Below are 21,861 nucleotides of genomic sequence, written 5' to 3'. Positions count from 1 at the left end.
TAGTGATTAATGATTTCCCCCCTCCCTAACGCCTTTCTTTACACTTGTTCGCAACCGTGTAGCCTCCGTCCGTTCACCCCTACCCCCCCGACCACCCCCGACGATGCCGGATGATCCCCTCCAGCCGGATCCGGACGAAGACCTCGTGGCGCGCGCCCGCACTGGCGACACGCGCGCGTTCGACGCCCTGATCCTCAAATACGGCGAAAAGCTGTATGGCCTTGTTTACAATATGACCTCCCACAAGGAGGACACCTACGACCTGCTCCAGGAAATCTTCGCCAAGGCCTACCACTCGCTGCCGAAGTTCCGCGGCCATTCCAGCTTCTACACCTGGATCTATCAGATCTCGGTGAACATGACGCTGAACTTCATCAAGAAGCGCAAGCGCCGCAGCGGCGGGATGAGCCTCAACGACATCGATTCCGCGGTGCAGATGGACCCGGCGCTGGTCGATACCAGCCACATGGCGAACCCGGAAAAGCAGAGCAAACTCCATGAGCTTCAGAAAAGATTGAACGAAGCGATGCTGAGCCTGTCAGAAGCGCATAGAACCGTGGTGACGATGTTCGACATCCAAGGCATTCCGCATGCGGAGATTGCACGTATCCTGAAGACCTCCGAAGGAACCGTGCGGTCCCGGCTGCATTATGCCCACCTGCAACTGCAGTCGAAACTGCAGGACTACTGGGAGTGAGGTATTTGAAAAAATTCCTTGCAAAACGCGCTGAAATTTTAGATTTATTAACCATCAATCGCCGTGAAGCCGACCGTTGAAGAGATTGGAACCCTGCTTGCCCTCAAGCGCCACGAGCGCCCTGAGGAAGGGTTCCTCGACGATTTCCTGCGGGATTTCCATCAACGCCGGCGCGCCGAGGAAGCCCTGAAAACGGGTCCGGCGGGTTGGTGGCACCGGCTGTCCTCATGGGCATCCGGTCTCGGAGCTTCCAAGTGGGCCTACGGAGCCGGACTGGCTTATGCCGGTGTGGCGGCCCTCTTCCTCCTCTCGCCCAACAGCGTGCAGGTCCAGCCGACCCCCATTGCCCCTGCAATGTATAAGGTGGAGCCAGCGGAGCCTTTGAAGGTGGAGCAATTGGACGCGCTTGACTGGCGTCCCTCTTCCCAAGGCACCACGGGCGAGCAGGAGTTCTGAAGGATTTTTTCTTCCGAATGATTTGCTCCTCTTGGCGGTGCCCTGCGGCATTGGTCGCGATCTGTTGTATTTCCGCGTTCGTGGAGGCTGCGGAGGCAATTTGTGCAGCGAGCTTCCCGGGCTCCAACGGCGAGGTGCAATCGGTGGCCTTCGGCGTGGGCGACGGGCGGCACTACGTGGCCGTGGCATTGCCCGAGGCCCAAGCGGAAGGCGGAAAACTCCGTGACAATGGACGGGTGCTGCCGAGCGAAGTTTTTGTCGATCCGGTATCGCGGATCGTGGTCTTCCGGGTGGCAGGGCCTCCCGGACAAGCACTGCCGATGGCGGCGAAGGTGAGCGTGGAGAGCGCCGCGAAGCTCCAGATCCTCAACGGCGGGGCCGGTCGCGCCACCGGCTGGCTCAAGCAGGTGAATGGCAAGATGCTGCCGCTTTCGCTCTTGAAGATCGATTACGCGGCCAGCCCGCCCCCGACCGGGACTCCCCTGCTCGACGCGGGCGGCGCGGTGGTGGCGATCGCCTATCAGGCCTCAGCGGCCAAGAGCGGCTACGCGATCCCGGCCGATGTGGTGAAGCGGGTGGTGGAAGACGTGCAGGGTGCCGGCAAGGTCTCGCGCGGCTGGATCGGCGTGAAGCTGCTGCCCCAGACGAGCGCGCCGCAGGTGACCCAGGTCCAGGATGGCTCGCCCTCCGCACTCGCGGGAATCCAGAAGGGCGATGTGCTGCTGAACGTGGGGGCGCGCCCGCTGGCGGATTATGCGGATGCGGTGAATGCGTTCTACTTTCTGCGGCCGGGAGTGGCTGCGCCGGTGAAGCTGAAGCGCGGGGAGAAGGAGATTTCGGTTTCGGTGACGCCGGTCGAGCGGGGGGAGTGAGAGAAGTAAAAGGCGAACATCGAACATCGAACGCCCAACATCGAACATCGAATGGAAGAGGTTGGTCGGGGGAGATTGGGGGGTGGAGGGACCGGTAAGGATGGGGTGGAGAGTTTCGCGGCGCTGGTGGCGGGGAAGGATTTTGAGCTGGAGGAGATCGTTTCGCGCGGGGCGGCGAGTCCGGAGGGATTCTGGTACGATCAGGAGCGGAGCGAGTGGGTGCTGTTAGCCAAGGGCGAGGCGACCTTGCGATTCGAGCGGGATGAGTTGGTGGAGCTGAAGGCGGGTGAGTATTTGCTGATTCCGGCGGGTGTGAGGCATCGGGTGGAGCGGACATCGGCGGATGCGGTTTGGCTCGCGCTGCATTTCCGGGAGTCAGGTTGAGGAATAGGAAAAGGCGCGTGCCGTTCCTGCAGGCCTTTTCGTATTGCGAGCGGCGAGGGACCATTCTGCGGGCCAGTGGCTCCGCGCTCCCAGGGGACGAGCAGCCCGTGGGGCATCAGGGAAATACGGGAAAGCTCAGGCCCGCATCAGCTTGAGTTCCTCGCGGACCATCTGGAGCAGTTCGGGCGGGCCGATGACTTCGGCCTTGCTGCCGAAGCTGAGGACCCAGCGGACGACTTCTTCCAAGGCGGCGGCTTCGAAGCGGACTTCGACGAGCTTGCCCTTTTCATCCAGCACGGTGGTTTCCTGGCTGGGGTGCCAGCGGCGTTCGGTGGCGAGTCGGGCGGCGTAGTCCTTGAGGGTGACGCGGACGAGGTGGGTGCGAGTGCCGCCCTGGTGCCAGATGCCGAAGGAGCGGCGCAGGTGCTCGCGGCCGTCGAAGCTGAGGGGGCGTTCGAAGACCGTCATGAGCATCTTGAAGCGGGTGATGCGCGGCAGGGCGAAGGTGCGCAGCGCGCCACGGTCGAGATCGTGGCCGATGAGGTACCAGCCGCCATCGACTTCCCCGAGGTGATAGGGTCGGACGCTGCGCGGGGCGGCCTTGTCGGCATCGAGCTTGCGGTAGTGGAAATGGATTTCGCGGCGCTGCAGGACGGCATCGGCGAGTTCGCCGAAGAGCTTCACATCGCGGGCGTGCATGGCGGGCATCTTGCGGGTGAAGGCTTCCTCCATCTCGGACCATTCGAGGTGCACGGTGCCTTCGACGGAGGCGACGATCTTTGAGAAGACCTGGCGCATGGTGGACTCCAAGGCGGTGCCGCGGATGGCATCGAGCGCGGTGCGGGTGAGGAAGAGGGCGGCGAGTTCTTCCGCGCCGACGGTGAAGCCGGGGATCTCCGGCATGGTGCCGCTGGCATACCAGCCGTGGCGGACGGCGTCGTATTCGATCTCCACGCCGAGGCTATCGCGCATGAATTCGATATCGCGCATGATGGTCTTGCTGGTGACCTCGAACTGGCGGGCGAGGGTGCTGCAATTCGGATAAGTGCCGTCCTTGATCGCGCGGTGGATGGACATGATCCGCTCGAGCGGGCGGCGGGTGAGGCCGATCCGGCGCGGCTTGTCCTCCATCATCTCGGCCACGGTCTCGCGGAATCTCGCCATTCCACTCTCTAGCAGAATGGGGGCGGGAAGGGCAATCCGAACCTCGCCCGGTAAATGTCCTACCCCCTGCCCCATTCTTGTGAGGATGAACGTGCTCATTTCCAGACGGGGTCTCGGGCGGTGGCTGGCGGGGATGCTTTTGGCGAGGCAGGCTGGCGTGGAGGTGCCGGTGCCTGTCGTGGAAGAATTGCCGCTCGTAGAAGCGGTACCGATCACGGTGGCGGAGAGTTCGGATCCGGTGGCGCGGGCCTTTCTTGAGGCGCTGATCGAGGAAGGCAGCGTGGCGATCTACTATCACGGCGGCTCGACTCCCGGGGCGTGGCGGCTGGTGAGGCCGGAGAGCGTTTACCGTTTGAGCCCGGGCGGGCGGATCTACGTGCGAGGGAATTGCGAGCTGCGGGGCGGGCAGCGGACTTTCCGGCTTGAGCGGGCACGGATGGGGTAGTTGATGGTTTTGAGTTGATGGTTGATAGCAAGACCAACAGCCGCCTGAAGTCTATGCAGCTTGCTGCGAGGGGGCTGCAAAGGCGAAGCACCGGGTGGGGCGGGCCGCGGACGGAGCGTGAATACGGAACTCTTCCGTGCTTCACGGCAGCAGGCTGCCTGCCGACAGCGGCAGCAGGCTGCACGCAGTCCACGGTCGCTCCGCGACTGCCGTTCCAGAGAGCCTGCCGGTGAGTCCTTACAGACATTGGCCCGAAGTCGGGGCGCCACTAGCTATCAACCATCAACTTTCGACCATCAACCCTCGACGCAGGTAAATCCGTTCCAATCCGTGGAATCGGTGGCGATTGCGCTAAGCTGGCAAGGGTATGGCCGTATCCGGTGGGGATGAGAGGGATTTTCGTGGCGGTGATGATGCTCGGGGCGGTAGCCGGGACCGGGGAAGCGGCGCGGCCTAACATTCTTTTGCTTTATGCGGACGATTGGCGGCACGACACGCTGGGCTGTGCGGGGAATCCGGTGCTGAAGACGCCGCGGCTGGATGCTTTGGCGGCGGAGGGGCTGCGGTTCACGCATGCCTGCGTGACGACTTCCATCTGCGGGGTGAGCCGTTCCTCACTGCTCACCGGACAGTGGATGGCGCGGCACGGGAATCGAGGCTTCGACATGTTCAAGACGCCGTGGGCAGAGACCTTTCCGGGACTGCTGCGGGCGAACGGGTATTGGACCGGGCATGTGGGGAAGTGGCACAACGGGAAGTTCCCGGCGGATGGCTTCGACTTCGGCAGGGCCTACGGCGGGAAGCACTGGATGAAGGATGCGGAGGGCAAGCCGATCCATGTGACGACGAGGAACGAGAAGGATGCGCTGGAGTTCTTGAAGGAGAGGCCAAGGGAGAAGCCTTTCTGCCTGACGGTGGCTTTCTTCGCGACGCACGCGGAGGACGAGAACCCGCTGCAGTATCTGCCGCAACCGGGGAGTGCAGGGCTTTATGCGGATGTGGTGATCCCGGTGCCGGCGACGGCGAACGATGCTGCTTTCCGCAAGCTGCCGGCCTTTCTCCAACAGCCGAAGAACGAAGGTCGTGTCCGCTGGGGCTGGCGCTTCGACGCGCCGGACAAGTATCAGGCGATGATGAAGAACTACTACCGCATGGCCACGGAAGTGGATTCCGTCTGCGGGCGCTTGATCGATGAATTGAAGGCGGAGGGACAGCTCGACAACACGCTGGTGGTCTTCACAGCGGACAACGGCTATTTCCACGGCGAGCATGGCCTGGCGGACAAGTGGTATCCGTATGAGGAAAGCATCCGGGTGCCGCTGATCGTGAGGGATCCGAGGATTCCGGCAGAGCGGCAGGGGAAGACGGATGAGCGCTTGGTGCTGAACGTGGACCTGGCGGAGACCTTCCTCACCGCGGCGGGGGTTAAGGTGCCGGAGACGATGCAGGGGAAGGATTTCTCGGTGCTCTATGCGGGCGGCGAGGACGCTTCCTGGCGGGAGAGCTTCTACTATGAACATCCGACCATCACGAGCAAAGAGCGCATACCGAGCTCAGAGGCTTGGGTGACGAAGGAGGCGAAGTTCATCCGCTGGCCGGAGTATGGGGCGGAGGAGTTCTTCGATTTGAAGAAGGATCCGGGGGAGGTGGAGAATTTGACCGGGGATGAGGGGAGGAAGGAAGAGATCGCGGGGATGAGGGAGGAGATGGATGCTTGGCGGGAGAGGGTGAAGTGAGATCTCCTTTGCAGGCTAATCTTCCAGCCTTGCACTGCATCTCCCGTCTGAGAAACGGGCCTCCAATTTCAGCCCGCTTGCCGGATGAATAACGACGGTGAGACGCTCGCTGGAAAGCTCGCTGACTTGTAGCCGGCTGCGCCGCCGGTTGTCCTGTCCCACCTGGCCCTTTCCATGCCAGTAGCCGACTTCGCATGCCAATTCCACGGCTCGGACCATTTGAATGCGGCAGAGAAAATCAAGGTGGCGGGCCCGCGACGCAAGCCAAGGAATCAAGATCGCGTTGCTTGCAAGACTCAACGCGAGGATCGAGTTTTTCAGGAGGCTTGGAGAAGGCTTCATCCAGACAAGACTAGGTTCTGATAGCGTTGGCGATCCACGCCAATTTCTCCCTGCTCCACCGCAAGTGGAGAACCGGATCGAGGATGAAGGGCGGAAGAGAGGGGGTGGGTGAGGAGTTTCACGCTGCAGGCGTGACCAACTCCACGAGGTGGCCGTCCAGGTCCCTCACCACCGCGCGGCGGCCCCATTCGGAGTCCGTGGCCGGGGTGATAACTGAGCCTCCTGCCTCCACGAGCAGGGCGAGGATTCGGTCCACATTATCCACTCGAAAGCCGATTCGAATGCCAATGGTGGGGGCGGACTTGGTGCCGAGCGGATAGATCTCGAAAACCATCCCATCCGACTCGGAGGCATAGTGCTCGGGACCGGAGCCGTGGGCGTGGAGGGTGAAGGAGAGGCCGAGCGTCTGATAGAAGGAGGCTGCGCGGTGGATGTCCGGGGAGCGGAGGACGATGAGATTCAGGTGAGGTGGGGGCACGGCGAGATTGATACACAATCCGGCATTGCGGGAAAGCCTGTGCCGCTCGTGCCGGGGCTCGATTCCATCGGTGAGGGGGGAAAGCTTTGAGGGACCGTTCTGCGGGGCAGAGCCTCCGCGGTCCCGGGGGGCAGGCATGGGGCGGGGGTGCTGGGAAGCTGGCTGCTGCCTAGCATCGCAATTTGCCGATAATGCAATGGCAGCTTAAGACGGTCGCGCCGCTCTTAAACCAGGATCGCCTCCCCTGCCCTCACCGAATACCGGCTCATGCCGCCGAGGCCGTGCGATTCTTCCAGCCAGCCGAGGTGGGTGGTGGTGATCCACTTCTGGGCGGCGGCGGGGAGGGCGTGGAGGACGGCATTGCGGCGGCCGGGGTCGAGTTCGCCGAAGACGTCGTCGATGAGGTAGACGGGAAGGCTGCCGCGGGCGCTGGCGAGAGTTTCGCCTTGGGCGAGCTTGAGGGCGAGGGCAAGGGTGCGCTGCTGGCCTTCGCTGGCGAATTCGCTGGCGGAGAGGCCGTTGATGGCGAGGACGAGATCATCGCGGTGAGGGCCGACGAAGGATTGGCGCTGGCGGCGCTCGCGTTCGCGGGCTTGTTCCATGGCGGCGCGGAGGCAATGGCCGCCGGCGGGACGGTATTCGAGTTCGAGGATTTCATCGCGACCGCTGACGTCGCGCTGGGCGGCGGCGGCGCGGGGCGAGAGGAGGGCGACGATGCGGGCGCGGGCGGCGACGAGGAGGTCGCCCTCGGTGATCATGACTTCCTCGTAGGAGCGGATTTCGTCTTCGCGGGGGCGCGGATCCTTGAGCAGGAGGTTCTTGGCCTTGAGGGCGCGGCGGTAGCGGGCGAGGGCGGTGCGGTAGCCGGGCTCGATCTGGGAGCCGATGAAATCGAGGTAGCGGCGGCGGCCTTCGGCGGAGCCACGGACGAGATCGAGGTCCTCATTGCCCATCCAGACGATCAGGCCGCCATCGGCGAGGTAGGCGCCGGGGCCGTCGCGGGATTCGCCATCGGCGGTGAGTCCGAGGCCGCCCTGCTGCCAGCGGATGCGGCGGTCCACGCCCCAAGCTTCGCCCGCGATTCCGAAGCCGTTTGCCGTGGGCGAGCCGATGCGGGTCATGGCGGGCAGGCGGCGGGTGCGCGGCGAATGGAGGCGGACGAGCATGCAGACGGCCTCGAGGATCGAGGTTTTTCCCTGGGCATTGTCCCCGGTGAAGACCGCGCCGGCTGCCGGAATCTCCAGCGCGAGGCCGGAGAAACAGCGGAAATCGACGGCGCGGAGGGAACCAATCATCGGAAGTTTGCTAGTTTTCAGTGTTCAGTTTTCAGGGAAAGGCATTTGCAGCAGGCCAAAACAGCTTCCCCGGCTGTTCCTGAAAACTGAAAACTCGAAACTAGCAAACTCTGATTCCGGCTGTTCCTGAAAACTGAACACTGAAAACTAGCAAACTCCGTCTTCTCAATACCCTTGAAATGCGGGATTCGCCATGCATCCTCCCCGCCCGCTCATGGCAGGTCCTCGTCTCCAAGCACTTCCCGGGTTCCGCGACTTTCTCCCGAAAGACACCGCGGCCCGGAACTATCTGTTCGAGACCTGGCGCTCGGTGGCGCGGCGCTATGGCTTCGTGGAGTATGAAACTCCCTTGCTGGAGGACACCGCGCTCTACCTCAAGAAGTCGGGCGGGGAGATTTCCTCGCAGCTCTTCCGTTTCGAGGACCAGGGCGGACGCGATGTGACGCTGCGCCCCGAGGTCAGTCCTTCGCTCGCCCGTCTCGCGGCGCAGCACCAGCGGGATTTCCCGAAGCCGCTGAAGTGGTTCGAGATCGGCCAGTGCTTCCGTTACGAGAAGCCGCAAAAAGGCCGCGGGCGGGAGTTCTTTCAGTTCAACGTCGACATCCTCGGCGAAGCCGCTGCGACGGCGGATGCGGAGCTGATCGCGCTGGCGATCGACACGATGCTGGTTTTCGGATTCGAGAAGGGCGATTTCGTCGTGCGGGTCTCCGACCGGCAGGCGTGGGTCGACTTCGCTTCGCAGCGCGGGGTGAAAGAGGAGAGCATCCCGGACTTCCTTCAGGTCATCGACAAGATGGAGCGGGAGAAGCCGGAGGTGACGGAGCAGAAGCTTGCCGCTCTCGGTCTCAATTCTGCTGAAGTGACCGCCTTCATCGCGAATCCCGAGAACGCCTCTCCCGCCTTCGAGACGATTCGCGCCGAACTCACCGCGCGCGGGATGGGGGATTTCGTGGAGTTGGACCTTTCGATTGTACGAGGACTGGCGTACTATACCGGCGTGGTCTTCGAGGTCTTCGATTCGAAGAAGTCGATGCGCGCGGTTGCCGGTGGCGGTCGCTACGACACCTTGGTGGAAACCATTTCCGATGGTGCCGTTTCGATGCCTGCGACGGGCTTCGCGATGGGTGACTATGTGATCCGCAATCTCATCGAGGAGACCACGCAGCCGGATCTCCTGATGGCCGCGTGGATGCAACGCAACATGGCCGCTTGCGAGGTGTATCTGGTGCTGGCGGATGACTCGAAGCGGACCGAGGCGCTGGAGATTTTGAGCGAACTGCGAAACGCGGGCATCTCCTGCGACCTGCCGCTCGCCCCGGCGAAGGTGAACAAGCAATTCCAGAATGCGGAACGCTGCGGTGCCCGCTTCGCCCTCGTCATCGGGAGCGAGTGGCCGGAGCTGAAGCTGAAGGCGCTGTCCTCGCGCTCCGAGGAGACCTGCCATGTCCTTGGCTTGGCGGATTGGTTGAAGGATCGCCTCAAGGAACCCGACGGCCCGCTGCTGGCATGAAGATTTTCAACCGCGAATGGACGCGAATGGACGCGAATTTGAAGACCCTCGGACCCAAGCATCCTGACTTGGCGACCTCCGCGCCTCCGCGTTTCGATCTCTCTAAACTCTTTTGACCATGCGCACGCACCATTGCAACGAACTCCGCCCCTCACACATCGGTGAAACCGTCACTTTGATCGGCTGGGTGAATACCGTGCGGGATCACCATGGTGTGATCTTCGTGGACTTGCGCGACCGCGAGGGTCTGACGCAGGTGGTATTCCGGCCGGAGGAAAACGGCGATGCTGCGACGGCCAGCCACAAGCTGCGCGACGAGGACGTGGTGCAGATCACCGGCAAGGTTTCCAAGCGCCTCGAAGGCACCGTGAACGACAAAATCGGCACGGGTGAAATCGAGATCGTGGCGAGCACTTTGGTCGTGGTGAACAAGGCCGACGTGCTGCCCTTCCAGCTCGACAAGGAGCTCTCCAACGAGGACCTGCGGATGCGCTACCGCTACCTCGACATCCGCCGCCCGCGGATGACGCAGAACCTGCGCACGCGCCACCGGGTGACCAAGGCGACGCGCGACTTCCTGGACGAGCGCGGCTTCTGCGAGATCGAGACGCCGATCCTTTCGAAGTCCACGCCGGAAGGCGCGCGCGACTTCCTGGTGCCCTCGCGCTTGCAGCCGGGTTCCTTCTACGCGCTGCCGCAGGCCCCGCAGCAGTACAAGCAATTGCTGATGGTCGGCGGGATGGAGAAGTATTTCCAGATCGCGAAGTGCTTCCGCGACGAGGACCTGCGTGCCGACCGCCAGCCGGAATTCACGCAGATCGATATCGAGGCATCCTTCGTCGAGCAGGACGACATCATTGCGCTGGTCGAGGGCCTGATGGGCCGGATTTTCAAGGAAGCGCGCGGCGCGGATATTCCGGCGAGCTTCGATCGCATCACCTATCGCGAGGCGATGAACAGCTACGGCTCGGACAAGCCGGACCGGCGCTTTGCCATGCACCTGACCGATCTTGGCGAGGTCTTCGCGAAGTCCACCTTCAAGGTTTTCTCCGGCGCGCTGCAATCCGGCGGCACGGTGAAGGCGATCAATGCGAAGGGCTTTTCCGACATTTCCACCGGCCAGGTGAAGACGCTCGAGCAGATCGCCCTGCAAGCCGGCGCGAAGGGGCTCGCCTACATCCAGGTCCGCGGGGAGACCGTGGACACCTGGCGCTCGCCGATCACCAAGTTCCTCTCGCCCGAGGAGATCGAGGCGATGAAGCAGGAGCTCAACATCGAGACCGGTGACCTGATTCTTTTCGGTGCCGGTCCGTGGGAGCAAGTTTGTGAGATCCTCGGTCGCGTCCGCCTCGCCTGCGCGGAGATGCAAAGCCTGCTGGAAGGGAACGAGGAATTGAACTTCCTGTGGGTGACCGAGTTCCCGCTGCTGGCGAAGGACGAGGAGACCGACCGCTATGTGGCGGTGCATCACCCCTTCACGCGACCGCTCAAGGAGGACGAGGAGAAGCTGCTGAAGGGCGAGCTCTCGACCGAACTGCGCGCGCAGGCTTATGACGTGGTGCTAAACGGCTATGAGCTGGGCGGAGGCTCGATCCGGATTCACGAGGCACCGCTGCAGGCGGCGATGTTCAAGGCGCTCGGGATTTCCGATGAGACCGCGGCAGAAGAATTCGGCCACATCCTGGATGCCTTCCGCTTCGGCGCGCCGCCGCACGGTGGCCTCGCACTCGGGCTGGACCGGGTGGTGATGCTGATCTGCAACGAGCAATCGATCCGCGAAGTGATCGCCTTCCCGAAGAACAACAAGGGCAGCGACCTGATGAGCCAATCGCCTGCGGAGGTGGAGGAGAAGCAGCTGCGGGACCTGCGCATTCAGGTGCAGAAGAAGCCGGCGGCAGCGGCAGTAACGCCGCAAGGGTAATCACCCGCAACAATTCCAATCGGAAACGGCTCGCAGGATTCCTGCGGGCCGTTCTTGTTAGTATTCATCAGTCACGCCATGAACCTCCGATTGCAAAAGCGCGAGCCATTGAGAGCCCGGGACATGGGCTCTGGCTTGGCAATCTTTCTGGGGTGCATCGGATTAGTGCTTGTCGTCGCCGCGACCGGAAAGCTCGTGTCAGTCGGCATGGGTTACTGGAAAACCCGGACCGACATCGGAGTGCCCGCGAAGATCGAGTCCCTGAAAATCAACTCTTATACCGGAAGAAGCCCGACCACCAGCATGAGGGCATCCTACTCTTACGAATGGGACGGACGCCAATTCAAGAGCGATCGTGTCAGTCTCTTCGATGAGAAGGTCAAAGTGAGATCACTCATGTTGAAAGCGTTTGAGAGCGGCCAGACGGTCGAAGCTTGGATTGATCCCTCCGATCCCGCCTACAGTGTCATCGATCGTGAATGGCAAGGGGGCGAGTTTACCGCGATCATCGCGATCCAAATCGGCTTCGGCGGGATGACGATCTATTGTTTTGTGATCGCACGATTCGGTTCCCGGCGGGGGAAGAGAAAGCGTCACTTCGGCAAGCCTCTCCTTCGTCTGCCATGATGACCCTTCGCACCACAGCGCGCTAGGGATTTGAGGTACGTGGCGCGTATGTAACGATCGATCCGCTTTCCGGAGAGCCACACAACTGACCGGGAGTGGCGATCCGGGGCTCTGGTTTCCCGCCCCGCCAGAGGGCCCGGCGCACCGTGAAGCTGTAATACGCGCTGGCGAACCTGCTATGACAGGAGCCTGCGGTCCTCCCCATTATATCGTTGTTGCGGGGGGATGGCTCCCGGTTTGTGGAGGGTAGCCCATAAACGCGGAGACCCGAAAGCGTCTCTCTGCGTCTCCCTTGTGGACAACCCATGTCTGAACCCTCCACCGAAACCCATGAAACAGCTATTACCAAGCGTTAGCACGAATTCTGTCCTGCTGCTGGCAGGATTGCTATTCTTCCCCGCCGGATTGCAGGCGGCGCAGATGGCCTACGAAGGCTTTGACTACCCTGCAGGGGCCAACAACATCGCAGGGCAATTCGGAGGCTCGGGATGGAGCGGCACCTGGCTGAATGTGGACGGCGGCGGTGCCAATACCGTGGCGGGCAGTCTGACCGCCGGTGCCAATTCGCCCGCAGGCTTCGACCTGCGTTCGACCGGCAACAGCACCAACCTGCTGAACGGCCGCCGGGTCGGGCGGGACCTGAATACTTCCGCCAGCGGCCCCTTCGGCTCGCGCGGCTACCTCGATGGCAGCAACCGGATCGGCGCGGACGGCAAGACGGTGTACATCAGCTTCACCCAGCAACCCAACGGCACGGCGCTCTACTACGAGTTCGAGTTCCATCGCGGCAATCTGGGTAACGGCGGCCGGATCGCCGGGATCGGCAACGATCAAGGCGGCGACAACGTCCATCTGCGCGCTCCCAATGGTACCCACACCTTGATCGCTCCCGGGAGCACTGCGGTGAATTTCTATGTGGTGCGGATCGATTTCAAGGCGGGCAACAACGATGTCCGGGTCTATCGCAACCCGACCTCGCTGACCGAACCCGGAGTGCCCACGCTGACCAAGCTGGGCGCCGCGGACATGTCCTTCGATGGACTCTCGCTGGGCGCCTTTGCCAATGACCGGACGGTGGCCCACGACGAGATCCGCTTGGGGGAAACCTGGGCCGATGTGACGGTGCCTGCCACCGCGGCACCGGTCATCACCAGCCAGCCGCGGGCATCCTCGACCAGCTTCGCGGGTGGCACGGTGATGCTGAAGGCGGAGGCCAGCGGCCAGCCGCTGCCGACCTATCAATGGTTCAAGGACACCACCCTGCTCTCCGGACAAACCGGGGCGACGCTCACCTTGAGCAATCTGCAAGCCCTGGACGCCGGTGCCTATCACGTGGTGGCCACCAATACGCAAGGCCCGGCAACGAGCGCCGACGCGCAGGTGATCGTGCAAGCAACCCCGCCGGGACTGCTGGCCTACGAAGGCTTCGACTATGATATCGGTCCGGGCAATCTTCCGGGCAAGCCCGGTGGTATCGGCTGGGGCGCGGCATGGAAGAATGTCACTGCGGGCGGCGGAACGATCCTGAGCGGCAGCCTCGCCGTCGGCACGAACGCGCCGAACGGCTATGACGCGCAATCGATCGGCAACGCCGCCCAGATGACCAACGGCCGCCGCGACGGACGACTGGTGGACACCTCTCCGACCGGACTCTTCGGCGCGGCGGGCTACGTGGATGGCAGCGGCAACATCGGTGCCGATGGCAAGACGATCTACCTGAGCTTCCTGCAGCAGCCGGACGGGACGAGCAAGTTCTACGAATTCGAGTTCCACCGTGGCGACCTGGGTGATCCGGGCCGGATCGGAGGCATCGGCAATGACACGGGAGATCCGAACATTTCCCTGCGCACCGCAGGCGACAAGACCATCTTCGGTCCTGCCAGCACCGGCGTGAATCTCTACGTGGTGCGGATCGATTTCAAGCCGGGCAACAACGACGTCTACGTCTACCAGAATCCGATCTCCGCGACGGAGCCGGGCATTCCCACGCTGACCAAGCTGGCCGCCTCCGACATGTCCTTCAACGGACTGTCCATCGCCGCCTTCGACAACGGCCGCACGGTGAAGCACGACGAAATCCGGCTCGGCCAGAACTGGTCGGACGTAATCTTCGGCACCAGTCGCCGCGAGCTGACCTGGGTCGGTGACGGAACCACCAACCTCTGGAGCACCACCGCAGCCAATTGGGACGCCGGCACCGGAGCAACCGCCTTTGCGGACGGCGATCCGGTGATCTTCAACGACGTGGGATCCGACACCCCTGCGGTGAGCATTCCCACCCCTGTCTCTACCGCCTCCGTCACCGCCACCAATAGCACCAAGAACTACACGCTCGGCGGGGCAGGCGCGATCAACTCGTCCGGAAGCCTTCTGAAATCGGGCAGCGGATCGCTGACGATCACTGCACCGGCGACCTTCAATTCCGTGATCACGGTGGATGGCGGTAGCCTGGCACTCAATGGAACCACAACCGCGGGAGCCGGTCTGAATGCCAATGCGGGCACGACGACCCTGGGCGGAACCGCCTCGCTCGGCGGCATTGTCAGCACGAGCGGCAATCTCGTGATCACGGGAGCCACGTCGATCAGCGGAGTCGGCTCTTTCGTCTGGATTGGAAACTTTCCCGGCGCGAATTCGTCCCTCACCTTGGAAGCGGGCGGCAGCATCGATATGAGCGTCCCCTTGGGTGATTCCTGGGTGATCGGGCGGGACGGAGGCCAAGGCACGATGACCCAGAACGGCGGCACCGTGACCTATAATCCGCCGAACCGCGCGGACGCCTACCTCGGAGCCAGCACATCCCCGGTGACCATCGGAGACTACCTGATGAACGGCGGAACGCTTGAGATGAGCAACAAGCGTCTCACGCTCGCCCTGGGTCCGGTCACCTCCCATCTCACGCAGAGCGGCGGCACGATCAATCTCCGCCAACTGGAGCTGGGAGCCAACCTGTCCGGCTCCGGTCTGGGCACCGGCATCTATGCCATCACGAACGGCGTGATGACCGTCGGTGCCGGCGGCATCACCTCGAACAGCGGGCAGTATCAGATCGATCTCGGTGGCGGCACCATCGCTGCCGCGGACAATTGGAGTTCGACCCTGGCGATGGCTCTGACAAGCGGCAACGTCACCTTCGACACCGGCAGCCATACGGTCGTCCTCGGCGGCGATCTGAGCGGCACCGGCGGGATCACCAAGACCGGCACCGGCACGCTGGTCCTCACCGGCTTCAATAGCTTCGGCGGGCCGGTCGCGGTAAACGCGGGCACGATCGGCGGCAATGGAAGCAGCGACGACTCCGCACTCACCGTGGCGGCAGGCGCGGCCATCGCTCCCGGCGATCTTGCCTTCGCCCAGGTCGGCACCTTCTTCTGCGAGACGGCCTCCCTGGCAAGCGGTGCCACCTTCGCGGCACAGGTCGATAGCACCATCGTGGATGTGGACCGGCTGCAAGCGGTAGGTGGCAGCATCAGCCTCGCCGGGGCGAACCTCACCCTGCAGGAAGCGAGCGGCGGCACGCTTCCGCTCGGAACCGAACTGGTGTTGGTCGACGCTTCCACCACTCTCACCGGGACCTTCGCGGGCTATCCCGAAGGAGCCACGCTGAGCGCGGGGGCAAATACCTTCACCATCCACTACTCGGCCAACCGGGTGACCCTGATCACCGTCGCTGGCAATGCTTACAGCTCCTGGACGTCTGCCAACGGACTCGATGCCACTCCCGGCAAGGACCCGGCCTTCGACGCCGATCCGGAGCAAGACGGCATTTCCAATGGCTTGGAATGGATCCTCGGTGGCGATCCTCTCGCTGCTGATGCGGCCTCGCTGGTGACCACCACCGGCAGCGCCGCGACTGGCCTGACCCTGAGCTTCACCCGTGAGGAAGCCACGCTCGGCAATGCCAGCCTGATCCTCGAATGGGATGCCGATCTGCAAGGCTCCTGGAACGAGGTCCCGATTTCGCAGGCGGGAGGAGCCGCCGCAAACGGGGTGATGGTCACGGTCGACCAAGTTTCCACGCCGGACGGAGTAACGGTCAACATTCCGGCTGCCAATTCAGCCGGCGGCAAGCTGTTCGGCCGTCTGCGGGCGACCATGCCTTGAGCCATGTTTCTCCCTTCGCCTCCGGTCCTTTTTGGGTTGGGACCGTGGCGAAGGGACGGATAGGTAGCGACGAGCGCCCCGCTCGTCCACACCGGTAGAGAAGGGCCGTGCGCTCCGGGACCAGTGGGTCGGCCCGGGGGGCCGGCCCTTATTCGTCGGCGTTCCCGCGAACTTGTTGGGATGCTGCGAGTTGATGGTCTTTGGTTGATAGTTGATGGTAAAACCAACGGTCGCCGGCCTTCCGTGCTCCCCTTCCTATCAACCATCCACTTTCAACCATCAACCTTCCGTGGCAGCCTCTCCGCATATGCCGCTTCCGCCGGAGTACCGCAGCACCGTCTTCCTCCTCGAAGGGGCTCCCGCTCCCCTGCCCTCTTCCTTCGCGATTGTCACGGCATGGAATCCCATGGACGAGAACACGCCGGCCGGGGAAAATGAAGAGAAGAATGCGGAACTACGCCGCGAACTTGAACTCCGGCATCTCCCGTACTTCCGCGCCACCGGCTGCTCCCCGGACCTGCGCCACCGGGAGCCGGGGTGGGCGGTTGTTGCTTGCCCGGAAGACGCGCTCGCCCTGGGGAAAAAGTTCCGGCAACGCGCGATTTGGCGGATCGAGCAGGACAATTTGATTATCGTGGATTGCGCCAACGGCAGCATGGAAGCCATCGCCAGCTTCAGCTCCCGGCTACGCTAGCAGCTGACAGTAAGAATCTTACAACAACCCTTGCCGCCAGCATCCCGGATTCGCGGAGGTCACAAAATAGCCTCATGCAGCATCGGCGGAATCCCCGAATTGCAAAAAGGCCCGGCTTGTGAAGGATCGCACACCGTTGACGGTTCGCCCGAATAGTCGCCGGATTCTCCTGCCGATCCTCGCTTTGATCGCGGGTCGGGCTTTCGCAGCCACCTTTGACCCGGTCTGGCAATTGGGGAGCGATGACAACGACGACGCCCCCTTCTCCGAGCCGACTTACTCGCCAAACAACGCCCCCGGCTTGGCGACCGCCAAGGATGACGACTACTACTTCGCGGGCACCCATCCCGGCGTGGGCCCGGTGGCGACGGAAAGCCCGGCGAATTTCGAACGCGCGATGAGCGGGGGCGACCCGCGCAAGCGCATCCGATTCCTCCTCTCCGCCGCGCAGGCGTCCTCCGCATCACGCGTGAAGGTGACCGTCGATCTCTTCGCGGGCGGCATCTGGATCACCGGGCCGATCCCGGGGTTCGGCAGTCATAACGTCAGCGTGACCCTCAACGGCCAGCCGGTGGGTTCGCAAAACAACATCACTTGGAACACCACGCTGATCTTCACCGTGCCTGCTTCCGCGGTAAATGCCGTGGCCGGCTCGAACGTTCTCCAAATCGAGCGCACCGGCGGCACCGCAAACGCCTCGATCACTTTCGACTACCTGAAGCTGGAGGTCGATCCCGATGGCTTGGCCGATACGGATGGCGACACCCTGCCCCGGTGGCTTGAGGAAGACTACCAGCTCAGCGACAGCTCCGCCGCGGACGCCGCGCAGGATCCCGATGGCGATGGCCGTACCACGCTGCAGGAATACCAGGCGGGCACGAACCCGACCGATCCCGATAGCGACAATGACGGGCTCTCCGATTCGCAGGAGACCACCACCCATCCGCTGAATCCCGACACGGATGGCGACGGCTTGTTAGATGGAGCCGAGACCGCGACCGACCCTCTCCTCGCGGATACCGACAACGACGGCCATCCCGACAACATCGAGATCGAGCAAGGCAGCGACCCGGGCTCCGACGCCTCGCGGCCCTTCAACTTCCCGAATGCGGTCAGCCTGCAGTTCGTCTCGGAGGCCCTTTCCTCCGCCGCGCTGCCGCCGGGTGAAGCCGCGGGGTATTTCCGGCTGCCGAAGTGGAACGTCACGCCCGGACTGCCGGCCTGGACCGTGACCGGCACCTCGGTCCCGGGCAGCATGAGCGCGCTGAAGAACCATCGCGGCCAGACGACCAGCATCGTGGCATCCTGGACCCATCACTTCGCCAGCGCGGGCCTGCACAAGGGTCCGGGCGACGAGCGCCTCTTCTCCGGCATGATCTGCAGCGAGAACAACGGCAGCCTGATCACGCCGGCGACCGTTACCCTCACCGGCATCCCCTACGCAACCTACGACCTGATCGTGTATGTCGGCAGCGTTTACCCGGACAATCCTATCGATCCCGCCCAGCACCGGAGGACCGGCTATGTGGAGCGCAATGGCAACGCGGCAAGCCGGCGCTACCTGGGCAGTAGCTCGGCTCCGCCTTTCCACGGCTTCATCGAGGCCACCGCCACCACGGAGGAAACGCTCACTCCTGCGAACTACGTGCGCTATCGTAATTTGACGGGAGCCACCCAGACCATTTCGGCTCAGTCCCCGCCGGTCAACCATCCGATCTGCATCCACGGCATCCAGATCATCGATACCATCACGGACAGCGATGCGGACGGGATGAAGGACGCGATAGAAGTCGAGTTCGGCTTCAATCCCTTGGTCTCCGACGCAAGCGCGGATGCCGATGGCGACGGGATGCTTAACAGCGCCGAGCTGGCGGCGGGCTGTAATCCCCACGATCCCGATACCGACAAGGACGGCTTGGCCGATGGCGCGGAAGCCGCCCACGGCACCTCCCCACTCGATCCCGATAGCGACAACGACACGCTGGCCGATGGAGACGAGGTCAATGCCACGCCCTTCCCCTCCCTGCCGAACGACCTCGACGGCGACAGCGACAACGATGGCTACCCCGATGCCATCGAGCGAGCCTATGGCTCGAACCCGATGTCGGCGACGAATTTTCCGCCCTCCGTCCCGCTCTGGGATGCGGCGACCAGCACCTGGCGCTGGCGGATCAACAATGTCCGCCTGCTCTGGAATCACTCGCAGTCCATGCTCGGGGCGATTCCCGGGAATGACGCGATGCTTTGTGAGGCGGTCGCCCAGATTGCCCCCGGCGGTTGGACCAATCAGATCGGCATCGGGCTTTTCTATTCGAAGGGCAAGCTGATGCACCGCTTCCGCTGCATCGAGGGAATCTTCCGCAAGCCGAACAACGAAGGGTTCTATGATACCGACTTCGAATGGGATGGCGTGACCGATCAGACAAAAACTTACGGCTTCAGCGGCTTCGGCGAGGCGGACGACTCCAAGCCGCTGCGCATGGAGTTCAGTGCCGTACGCGCGGCCAACGGCAGCAATTCCTGGACCCTCAATTTCCTATTGGCCGATCTGACCCATCCGGGCAGCCCGGTCACGCTGGCCACCTTCAGCTATGCCGGGGCCATCGCCGTCAAACCTTCCCTGATGGCTGGCAACACGGTCTGGACCAGCAATTCCGGAATCGACGGAGCTTTCGATCTCGTCATCGAGCCGGGCGTGCAAGCCTTCATCACGCCTACTGTCGTCGGCACCCCGGACGCCGACAGCGACGGCATGCCGGACGATTGGGAAACGGCCAACGGCTTCCTCCCTAACAACGCGAGCGATGCCACACTCGATGAGGATAGCGACGGCGTCACCAATCTCCGCGAGTTTCTTGCAGGGACCTTTCCCCGCGACAGCGATAGCGACGACGATGGGGTGAGCGACGGCATCGAGCTGAACCACCCGTCCGATCCACTCTCCGCCGCCAGCAAGCCCACGGGCTTCACCTTCACCGGCAATGTCGCGGACCTCGACGGCGATGGTCTATCCGATGCTTGGACCCTCTGGGCCGGCGGCCTGCCGCGTGCGCCCGGCGCGGATAGCGATGGCGACGGCATGACCAATCTCTCAGAAAGCCAGGCCGGCACGGATCCCGACGACCCCGCCTCGCGCCTGAGCCTCACGGGAGCCTTCGGCCCCGGCGGCTTCGCGCTGGCATGGCCGGACATTCCTTACAAGGCGCACGCGGTGGAATCCGGGACCGCTCTTAGCGGCTGGAGTCCCGTCAGCGGCACGCCGACGCTTGCCGGTGGTGTCCGCCATCTGGTCATCCCATCGAACCAACTGACCCCGGGCAAAGGCTTCTACCGGGCCACGGTGGATCCGACGGATAGTGATGGCGATGGCGTGGAGGATTGGGTCGAGGCGACGGTCCTAGGCTCGTCTCCAGGCTCCGCAAACTCAGCCGGACAAACGATCACGCGCGCCAACGGCCAACCGCTCTCCGGCGATGCGGTGGCACTCGTGGAACGCATGCAGGGCTCCGCTGCCACCGGCGGCAGCCCGGGCACGAGCACACCCGGCACGCCTTCCGCCGTGAATGCCGCGCGCTTCCTGATGCAGGCCACCTTCGGACCCGTGCCGGAGGACATCGCGCAGGTCCGCACGCTCGGTTACGCCGGCTGGATCGACCAGCAATTGACCAAACCGCGGTCGCTCCTTTCGCCCTACATCCAGCAAATCAAGGCGGACGCGGCCGGAGCGCAGATCGACCCGACTTACAATTTCAACGACCTCGACCGCTTCGTCTTCGGCAACAACATGACCACGCCCTTCGCGCGCAACGCGATCTCCGGGCAGGACCAGTTGCGGCAGCGCGTCGCCTTCGCGCTCTCCCAGATCGTCGTCGTCTCGCGCCGCGATGCGAACCTCGAGGACCAGCCGGAGGGCGTCGCGAACTACTACGACATGCTCTCGCGCCATGCGCTGGGCAACTACGGGGATCTGCTGTTAGACGTGGCCCTCCACCCGGCGATGGGCTGGTATCTGAGCCACGCCGGCAACCAGAAGGCGGACCCTTCGATCCCGCGCTACCCGGACGAGAACTTCGCCCGCGAGCTGATGCAGCTCTTCAGCATCGGCATCTGGGAACTCAATCCGGACGGGACCCGCAAGCTGGACATCCACGGCGAGCCGATCCCCACCTACGACAACGGCGACGTCACCGAGATGGCCCGCGTCTTCACCGGACTCTACTTCGCCGCGCCCTACGGCTGGGGCGGCGGCGGCTGGGACGACGAGCACCTGACATTGCCGATGGTGATGTATGCCGATCGCCACGACTTCGGCGTGAAGCAAATTCCCGGCGGCTTCACCGTGCCCGCCCGGACCGAGACCGAGACGAATGGCATGCAGGATGTGAAGGACGCCATCGATGCGATCTTCCGCCATCCGAATACGCCTGCCTTTGTCGGCAAGCAGTTGATCCAGTTCCTCGTCACCGACAATCCATCGCCTGCCTACGTGAAGCGTATCCACGACGTCTTCGTGAACGACGGCAGCGGCACGCGCGGCAATCTGGCCGCGGTGGTGAAGGCGATCCTGCTCGATCCGGAGGCGCGCTCGCAGCCCCTCTCCCCAAACTACGGCAAGATGCGCGAACCGGTGATCCGCACCATGCATCTCGGCCGGATCTTCCATCTCGCGGAGGCCCATCCGGACTTCGTCTGGTGGAACTGGACGGAAAACTACTATGGCTTCACCAAGCAGGAGCCGCTGAATTCACCCAGCGTCTTCAATTTCTACACCCCCGTCTATCAGGCCCCCGGCGAGATCCGCAATGGCGGACTGGTCAGCCCGGGCTTCCAGATCGTCGATACCTTTTCCGCCATCGCCTTCCCGAATATCGCGTGGGACTACTTGCACAAGGGCTTCCGCTCCTCCAACGAGTGGAGCTATCCGCTCGACTACAGCGGTGCCCTGCTGCTGGCGGACAATCCCGCCGGACTGGTAGATCACATGAATCTCCTGGTCTGTGCCGGCTCCATGACCACGCGCACCCGGGGGATCATCCTTGGTGCCATCTCGAATACCTCTCTCACCCCGAAGGACCGGGTTGCGCTCGCGGCATGGCTCGCCATGTGCTGTCCGGAGGGAAGTATCCAACGCTGAAG

At 63.3% G+C, this 21,861-nt stretch carries 16 protein-coding genes; 12 read left to right on the top strand and 4 right to left on the bottom strand.

The features are described 5' to 3' along the window. The first annotated feature begins 103 nt into the window (after positions 1-103). The 4 genes from ABWK72_RS21455 (at position 104) to ABWK72_RS21440 (ending at position 2,409) form a co-directional block, all read left to right on the top strand. Positions 104-697: a sigma-70 family RNA polymerase sigma factor gene (locus ABWK72_RS21455; protein ID WP_367871627.1), complete on the top strand. Its 594-nt coding sequence runs from the start codon at positions 104-106 to the stop codon at positions 695-697. A gap of 63 nt (positions 698-760) precedes the next feature. After that, positions 761-1,153: a hypothetical protein gene (locus tag ABWK72_RS21450; protein WP_367871626.1), complete on the top strand. Its 393-nt coding sequence runs from the start codon at positions 761-763 to the stop codon at positions 1,151-1,153. 17 nt (positions 1,154-1,170) lie between these two features. Further along, positions 1,171-2,025 (top strand): S1C family serine protease, encoded by an 855-nt coding sequence (locus tag ABWK72_RS21445; RefSeq protein ID WP_367871625.1) that lies wholly within the window; start codon positions 1,171-1,173, stop codon positions 2,023-2,025. Positions 2,026-2,130: 105 nt separating this feature from the next. Further along, on the top strand, positions 2,131-2,409 hold the full coding sequence (locus ABWK72_RS21440; RefSeq protein ID WP_367871624.1) for a cupin domain-containing protein: 279 nt from the start codon (positions 2,131-2,133) through the stop codon (positions 2,407-2,409). A 135-nt stretch (positions 2,410-2,544) separates the two neighbouring features. On the opposite strand, the gene ABWK72_RS21435 is transcribed toward ABWK72_RS21440, so the two are convergent. Then, a complete protein-coding gene (locus ABWK72_RS21435) occupies positions 2,545-3,573 on the bottom strand; it encodes a helix-turn-helix transcriptional regulator (RefSeq protein ID WP_367871623.1) in 1,029 nt (342 codons plus the stop codon). An 85-nt stretch (positions 3,574-3,658) separates the two neighbouring features. On the opposite strand from ABWK72_RS21435, the gene ABWK72_RS21430 reads away from it, so the two are divergent. Both ABWK72_RS21430 and ABWK72_RS21425 read left to right on the top strand, forming a co-directional pair. Beyond that, positions 3,659-4,018: a WYL domain-containing protein gene (locus tag ABWK72_RS21430; RefSeq protein ID WP_367871622.1), complete on the top strand. Its 360-nt coding sequence runs from the start codon at positions 3,659-3,661 to the stop codon at positions 4,016-4,018. A 386-nt stretch (positions 4,019-4,404) separates the two neighbouring features. Next, positions 4,405-5,754 carry a sulfatase gene (locus ABWK72_RS21425; RefSeq protein WP_367871621.1) on the top strand — a complete coding sequence of 450 codons (1,350 nt, stop codon included), beginning with the start codon at positions 4,405-4,407 and terminating at the stop codon, positions 5,752-5,754. Positions 5,755-5,769: 15 nt separating this feature from the next. Here ABWK72_RS21425 and ABWK72_RS21420 read toward each other — a convergent pair whose 3' ends face one another. The 3 genes from ABWK72_RS21420 to ABWK72_RS21410 all read right to left on the bottom strand — a co-directional run bounded on the left by ABWK72_RS21420 (position 5,770) and on the right by ABWK72_RS21410 (position 7,869). Continuing rightward, entirely contained in the window at positions 5,770-6,096 is a 327-nt protein-coding gene (locus ABWK72_RS21420) for a hypothetical protein (RefSeq protein ID WP_367871620.1), read from the bottom strand. Positions 6,097-6,214: 118 nt separating this feature from the next. Beyond that, positions 6,215-6,574, bottom strand: coding sequence for a VOC family protein (locus ABWK72_RS21415; protein WP_367871619.1), 360 nt, complete (start codon positions 6,572-6,574; stop codon positions 6,215-6,217). A gap of 224 nt (positions 6,575-6,798) precedes the next feature. Continuing rightward, the gene (locus ABWK72_RS21410) at positions 6,799-7,869 is read right to left on the bottom strand and encodes a DNA replication/repair protein RecF (RefSeq protein WP_367871618.1); all 1,071 of its coding nucleotides are present in this window, start codon (positions 7,867-7,869) and stop codon (positions 6,799-6,801) included. Positions 7,870-8,083: 214 nt separating this feature from the next. On the opposite strand from ABWK72_RS21410, the gene hisS reads away from it, so the two are divergent. The 6 genes from hisS to ABWK72_RS21380 all read left to right on the top strand — a co-directional run bounded on the left by hisS (position 8,084) and on the right by ABWK72_RS21380 (position 21,859). Further along, complete coding sequence (gene hisS / locus ABWK72_RS21405; RefSeq protein ID WP_367871617.1) at positions 8,084-9,379, top strand: histidine--tRNA ligase; 1,296 nt, start codon at positions 8,084-8,086, stop codon at positions 9,377-9,379. Positions 9,380-9,497: 118 nt separating this feature from the next. Further along, positions 9,498-11,300, top strand: coding sequence for an aspartate--tRNA ligase (aspS, locus tag ABWK72_RS21400; protein ID WP_367871616.1), 1,803 nt, complete (start codon positions 9,498-9,500; stop codon positions 11,298-11,300). A gap of 78 nt (positions 11,301-11,378) precedes the next feature. After that, positions 11,379-11,927, top strand: coding sequence for a DUF3592 domain-containing protein (locus tag ABWK72_RS21395; protein ID WP_367871615.1), 549 nt, complete (start codon positions 11,379-11,381; stop codon positions 11,925-11,927). 330 nt (positions 11,928-12,257) lie between these two features. Further along, positions 12,258-16,031, top strand: a complete 3,774-nt coding sequence (locus tag ABWK72_RS21390) for a beta strand repeat-containing protein (RefSeq protein ID WP_367871614.1) — start codon at positions 12,258-12,260, stop codon at positions 16,029-16,031. Positions 16,032-16,338: 307 nt separating this feature from the next. Next, a complete protein-coding gene (locus ABWK72_RS21385) occupies positions 16,339-16,725 on the top strand; it encodes a DUF3293 domain-containing protein (protein WP_367871613.1) in 387 nt (128 codons plus the stop codon). 136 nt (positions 16,726-16,861) lie between these two features. Continuing rightward, positions 16,862-21,859, top strand: a complete 4,998-nt coding sequence (locus tag ABWK72_RS21380; RefSeq protein ID WP_367871612.1) for a DUF1800 family protein — start codon at positions 16,862-16,864, stop codon at positions 21,857-21,859. Positions 21,860-21,861: the final 2 nt, after the last annotated feature.

It is taken from the genome of Luteolibacter sp. Populi (assembly GCF_040801775.1).
In the GTDB taxonomy this organism is placed as follows: Bacteria; Verrucomicrobiota; Verrucomicrobiia; order Verrucomicrobiales; family Akkermansiaceae; genus Haloferula.
The sequence above is the reverse complement of the archived record's forward strand: the minus strand, read 5'-3'. Positions and strand labels throughout refer to the sequence as shown.

Coding starts and splice junctions, on each gene's coding strand:
- aspS (WP_367871616.1), top strand. CDS start 9,498: ATGCGCACGCACCATTGCAACGAACTCCGCCCCTCACACATCGGTGAA.
- ABWK72_RS21425 (WP_367871621.1), top strand. CDS start 4,405: ATGAGAGGGATTTTCGTGGCGGTGATGATGCTCGGGGCGGTAGCCGGG.
- ABWK72_RS21395 (WP_367871615.1), top strand. CDS start 11,379: ATGAACCTCCGATTGCAAAAGCGCGAGCCATTGAGAGCCCGGGACATG.
- hisS (WP_367871617.1), top strand. CDS start 8,084: ATGGCAGGTCCTCGTCTCCAAGCACTTCCCGGGTTCCGCGACTTTCTC.
- ABWK72_RS21445 (WP_367871625.1), top strand. CDS start 1,171: ATGATTTGCTCCTCTTGGCGGTGCCCTGCGGCATTGGTCGCGATCTGT.
- ABWK72_RS21390 (WP_367871614.1), top strand. CDS start 12,258: ATGAAACAGCTATTACCAAGCGTTAGCACGAATTCTGTCCTGCTGCTG.
- ABWK72_RS21385 (WP_367871613.1), top strand. CDS start 16,339: ATGCCGCTTCCGCCGGAGTACCGCAGCACCGTCTTCCTCCTCGAAGGG.
- ABWK72_RS21435 (WP_367871623.1), bottom strand. CDS start 3,573: ATGGCGAGATTCCGCGAGACCGTGGCCGAGATGATGGAGGACAAGCCG.
- ABWK72_RS21420 (WP_367871620.1), bottom strand. CDS start 6,096: ATGAAGCCTTCTCCAAGCCTCCTGAAAAACTCGATCCTCGCGTTGAGT.
- ABWK72_RS21455 (WP_367871627.1), top strand. CDS start 104: ATGCCGGATGATCCCCTCCAGCCGGATCCGGACGAAGACCTCGTGGCG.
- ABWK72_RS21410 (WP_367871618.1), bottom strand. CDS start 7,869: ATGATTGGTTCCCTCCGCGCCGTCGATTTCCGCTGTTTCTCCGGCCTC.
- ABWK72_RS21430 (WP_367871622.1), top strand. CDS start 3,659: ATGAACGTGCTCATTTCCAGACGGGGTCTCGGGCGGTGGCTGGCGGGG.